This window comes from Bacillus sp. GM2, from assembly GCF_056155945.1.
In genome coordinates, this window is record NZ_JBRKSZ010000004.1 from 1 (window position 1) to 4157 (window position 4157).

Below are 4157 nucleotides of genomic sequence, written 5' to 3' on the forward strand. Positions count from 1 at the left end.
TCCTGTTCCGTATGAATAAGCTGCTGAGCGCTTTGGCTGATCCGCTGTGCGAGCGCCTGCTGCGCTTTCCCTTCGAAGCTGTAGAGAAGTGATGAATAGACGCTGTTCATTTCCTTTTGTATGTCATCTACTTTGAATTTCGGTCTGAGGGTATTTCGAACGGATTCGAGCTTGGTTCCGGCCACGCCTCTCATACCCGTTTTCAGCATAGCAAGCTGCCTGCGCTTTTCCATTGGGTCGTTCTGCTTTTTGATTATTTGATCTAACGTATCCATCTACTCATCTCCTATAACTTTAACCAGTTTGCGAGCATCTTGTCTTTTGATTTGAAATCCTTTGCGATTTGTGCGAGATAACCGCTGATCTCCTCTAAATCTGAAATCGTATCCTGCAATGACGCGATATAGGCCGCTTCGGCATCGACATCGTAAAACAGCGGATTCCCTTTTTTATCGAACGACTGCGCCAAATCATTCAGCGTATTGTTTACATCATCGAGCGTAAGCTGATCGTATAAGCCGTGACCGACCTGGCGATAGGTATCGTATTTCAAATCGCTTATCGCAGCGTCATGTTCCTGGTAGGCGTTTTCCGCTTCTCTTTTCATCGTACGCAAGTCATCGATGATCGCATTTACTTTTTGCGCGAGCTGCTTGGCAACTTCGGGTGTTACTTTAATTGCGCCACTTCCGGAGGCAACTTCCGGTGGGAGCATCGCTTTTAAATTTTTGTCATAAACGAGTTCATCGCCGTCTATATTCTTAATATTACCGTCTTCGTCGAAAGAGAAATTATTGCTGCCGACCCAATGCGTATCAGGCATCCCCAAGATTGCTGTCTGAAAGAAGTACGCAGCGTTTTCGCCAATTTGATCAGTTACCTTGCCTCGCATTCGCATTTCGCGCATAGCATTCGATACAGCAGGATCTTTTGTATATATCGTTGTTCCATTGTGGCGGTCGTACTCATTCCACCAACCGGCTCCGATCATATCATCCGGATTTACGATCGACTTTACATACCGGTTGTATTCACCGTTATTGATTTCCTTTTGCTTTTCTTCGGAATGTAATTTAACGACGGAGGGATTGTTGAATGCGACGGCATAGATATCGTTGTTGACCGCACTGTATTCCGCTTCTGCACCTCCGAGTGAGTGTCCAGTCGTTGAAATGATCGTCGAGGTGCCTTTATATTTTTGTTTGATTTCTCTTATAAGATCGTCGGCTTGACCGATTTGGGACGGTTTTGTAATCAATTTGTAGTTACCGGTGCTAAGCATAGCGTCTTGTGAGGGTGTGGAATTGTATTTTCCCAGTGTTTTGGATGTATCTTTCGCATCTTTTTCGATTATATAATGCGTTTTCTTTTTTGGATCTTGCCCCATCACGATATTTCCACCGTCTGCTTTTACTAAGTCATCGATCGGGTCCTTTCCGGCGTCAGTACCGGCGAAGGCTACGACGACGTTTTTGGGGTTATCTGATTTAACCCACTTTCCGTTTTTCTCTTCGGCTTGTGACAGAACAACCGCATCAAGTCCGGTATCGTCATCCGACTTAATTTTTTCAACATACCACCGAGAAGAACTACTCGTCGTTAAAGGTCTATTTTCTTTTAATGATTTTTTGATTTTGTCATAGTTATAAGAAAACCTACTTAAATAATAATATTCTTTATCGCTAATGTTTGGAATATCGATATTCTTAGGCATGTACAACACCTCAACTCTAATGTAAAATTGTTTTAGGAAAGGATGAGTCTATGAGAAAATACATAATTATCCTAATCTCCATCGTAATTATAACATTTGGAGGTATTTACATGAAGCACCAACACGATCAAAAAGTAGCAGAAACCGAGTTGTTTAATCAGGCTAAAACTAAGATGAAAACTTTTTTAGAAAAAAACTATAAAGATATTAAAGAAATAAATTTTTCGGATTCATATGACATAGACCCTATGGGCGGGATAACTGTAGAAGGATATATAAATGGGGATAAAAATAAAGAGTTTTTCGGTACTTATGATAAAACTAACGATGAGATAGGCATTTCTTCAGTGGACGCAGAAGAGAAGCCAGAGTGTCAAGATAAAGTTTGTAAATAAAGAGCCCGACTCAATTTTGAGTAGGGCTTTTCGTTTTATATGCTCTTTTTCATTCCGCATCTACGGCACTCGCGAAGAAATATCCCGTCCTTCACCGAACTTTTGAACAGTGTATAATCGCAGTTGTCGCAGCGGCCATGATGAGCGTCCGGATACTCTTTGTAGTCGTATACAATCGTCGTATCATAGCCTTTTGTTTCGTATTCCATTCGTCCTCAACCTCCGACTAATAGGATACGACATTAGCTCGGTTGAATCAACGACATAGACAACGTTTTTTCCACGAAATTAAAGCGTAGGAGCCGCCGGAATCTGCTGCGGGTATATTAGGTATCGGCGGCCGCTTAACGCCTGATTTCGTGTGTTATTCGATAACCTTAATCGCCTTAAATCCGCTGCCATTTTCGTATTGATCCTTCGTAAAAGTAACGCTAATCCGATCGCCTGGCTTTGCGTCTGTGGCTGCCGGATCGGAAGAGAAGCCGCCGTCGTCCGCTGATACCGCGTAGTCTTTCCCTTCGACAATTTCCTGAGCGTCCTTAGCTTCGGCTGCCATGTCGTCAGCCACACGATAAGCAATATCGACATCTTCGTTTAGTTTGGCAGCGTAGATTCCGAGAGCCGCGTTGCCTGCGAGTGATAGGCCGAGGATGGCCGTTAAGAGTTTCGTTTTATTCATCGTCATTACCTCCGTATTTGTTTGCGATTAGATAGCCGAGATTGAAGCCGATCTGATACGCTTTGCCGGCGTCAGGGCGTTGATATAGATCGAGAAGTTGATCAGCCTGCTGCGGCTTCAGCGGCGGTGTGACCGATTCCTCCTCGATCTAAAGAATAGAAGCGCGATAAAAACGACAGATGAACCGAGGCCGACGCAGTCCAGGACGGAAAGCCGGCCGAAGTTCATATCCGCAATCCAGGCGAGCAAGACGACAATTAACAAAATTTCCGTAGTATCAATTCGTTTCATTCGTGTTATAATTGATTGACAAGGGGCGAAATGCCCCTCGGTGTTTATTGTCGGCGACGGTGCTTCTTGGTCGGAGGCCGTCGCTCCTTACTTTCGGTTTCCTTTCGCATCTTCCGGAGTTCTAAGACGATTTTTAGAATTCCGAGCCAAGTTGCGAGGATCGCCGAAAGCTTCATTACGGTGTCAATCAATTACGTTCACCTCCTTTCGTTACTTTAATTATAACGCATAACCGTTATAACGTAAATGCGTTATTTACAAAAATATCGTTTTTACGTTATAATAATCGCAGGAGGTGCCGGCAAATGATCGTTAAATTAAAGATAGCCGAGCTACTTGATCGGAAGAATATGACGCAGAAGGAACTCGCAGAGCTAACCGGAATAAGGCCGTCTGCCATCAGCGAACTGTGTCGCGGGATTAAGGAACGGGTGCAGCTCGACCACCTTAGTCGGATTGCAACCGCGTTGAATATATCGGATATACGGGAGCTTATCGACCTGGATGAAGACGCTGACGAATGATTGGCGTCTATTTCTTCGTGTTAATGTCGTATATTTATACGTTAATATGAATAATAATACGGTTGATATGACGGCGAGAAGTCGGATGATTACCGACATATTCTCAATTAGAATAAAGTAATTGAGAATGAACACGACGTGATTCGTACAAATCGGCCAAAAACACGACTTTATTCGTACATGCGAAAATGGGGTTCATGCTTACAGCCGCAAGGGATACAGCGATTTTCAGTCTGTAATCACTTCTTAGTCTTCTGAATCCGAAGACTAGCGGGAACTACGTTTCACTCCGTCCCGCAGAAACGCAATCATGTATATTGTATAAATAATTGTATCGCGATAAGGTCTTAATAATATCCGCGGACACGGAGGAGCGTAAGCGACGGAGTGGGCGCTATGTTTTAAAACATTCGAAAATATTCCGTTAATATATCAACTTTTACACGCGTAGTTGTCTATACGTTATGAGAAGGACGCTACAACTACGGAGCAACAACGGGCACTAGCCGCACACTTGGCGTCCTTTTAGTACATATTGCGGCGAAGTCATTAAC

7 protein-coding genes are annotated in these 4157 nt (G+C 43.6%); 2 read left to right on the forward strand and 5 right to left on the reverse strand.

Translation table 11 applies throughout. The annotated features are described in order from the left end of the window. Together ACVC9U_RS00505 and ACVC9U_RS00510 are read right to left on the reverse strand one after the other, a co-directional pair. A partial coding sequence (locus ACVC9U_RS00505; protein WP_441390015.1) for a hypothetical protein occupies positions 1-275 on the reverse strand: 275 nt, incomplete at its 3' end. A gap of 11 nt (positions 276-286) precedes the next feature. Continuing rightward, entirely contained in the window at positions 287-1714 is a 1428-nt protein-coding gene (locus tag ACVC9U_RS00510; protein ID WP_144573549.1) for a lipase family protein, read from the reverse strand. Positions 1715-1764: 50 nt separating this feature from the next. Between ACVC9U_RS00510 and ACVC9U_RS00515 the strand changes: the two genes are divergently transcribed. Further along, entirely contained in the window at positions 1765-2109 is a 345-nt protein-coding gene (locus tag ACVC9U_RS00515) for a DUF1433 domain-containing protein (RefSeq protein WP_017474209.1), read from the forward strand. A gap of 35 nt (positions 2110-2144) precedes the next feature. Here the strand turns inward: ACVC9U_RS00515 and ACVC9U_RS00520 are convergent, their stop codons facing one another. The 3 genes from ACVC9U_RS00520 to ACVC9U_RS00530 form a co-directional block, all read right to left on the reverse strand. Next, positions 2145-2318: a DUF8096 family protein gene (locus ACVC9U_RS00520; protein ID WP_145689541.1), complete on the reverse strand. Its 174-nt coding sequence runs from the start codon at positions 2316-2318 to the stop codon at positions 2145-2147. Positions 2319-2473: 155 nt separating this feature from the next. Then, the gene (locus ACVC9U_RS00525; RefSeq protein WP_145689544.1) at positions 2474-2788 is read right to left on the reverse strand and encodes a hypothetical protein; all 315 of its coding nucleotides are present in this window, start codon (positions 2786-2788) and stop codon (positions 2474-2476) included. A gap of 117 nt (positions 2789-2905) precedes the next feature. Further along, complete coding sequence (locus ACVC9U_RS00530) at positions 2906-3079, reverse strand: hypothetical protein (protein ID WP_164674265.1); 174 nt, start codon at positions 3077-3079, stop codon at positions 2906-2908. A gap of 305 nt (positions 3080-3384) precedes the next feature. Here ACVC9U_RS00530 and ACVC9U_RS00535 point away from each other — a divergent pair, with 305 nt between their 5' ends. Beyond that, a complete protein-coding gene (locus tag ACVC9U_RS00535) occupies positions 3385-3603 on the forward strand; it encodes a helix-turn-helix domain-containing protein (protein ID WP_023856046.1) in 219 nt (72 codons plus the stop codon). Positions 3604-4157 lie beyond the last annotated feature (554 nt).

Coding starts and splice junctions, on each gene's coding strand:
- ACVC9U_RS00510 (WP_144573549.1), bottom strand. CDS start 1,714: ATGCCTAAGAATATCGATATTCCAAACATTAGCGATAAAGAATATTAT.
- ACVC9U_RS00530 (WP_164674265.1), bottom strand. CDS start 3,079: ATGAAACGAATTGATACTACGGAAATTTTGTTAATTGTCGTCTTGCTC.
- ACVC9U_RS00535 (WP_023856046.1), top strand. CDS start 3,385: ATGATCGTTAAATTAAAGATAGCCGAGCTACTTGATCGGAAGAATATG.
- ACVC9U_RS00525 (WP_145689544.1), bottom strand. CDS start 2,788: ATGAATAAAACGAAACTCTTAACGGCCATCCTCGGCCTATCACTCGCA.
- ACVC9U_RS00520 (WP_145689541.1), bottom strand. CDS start 2,318: ATGGAATACGAAACAAAAGGCTATGATACGACGATTGTATACGACTAC.
- ACVC9U_RS00515 (WP_017474209.1), top strand. CDS start 1,765: ATGAGAAAATACATAATTATCCTAATCTCCATCGTAATTATAACATTT.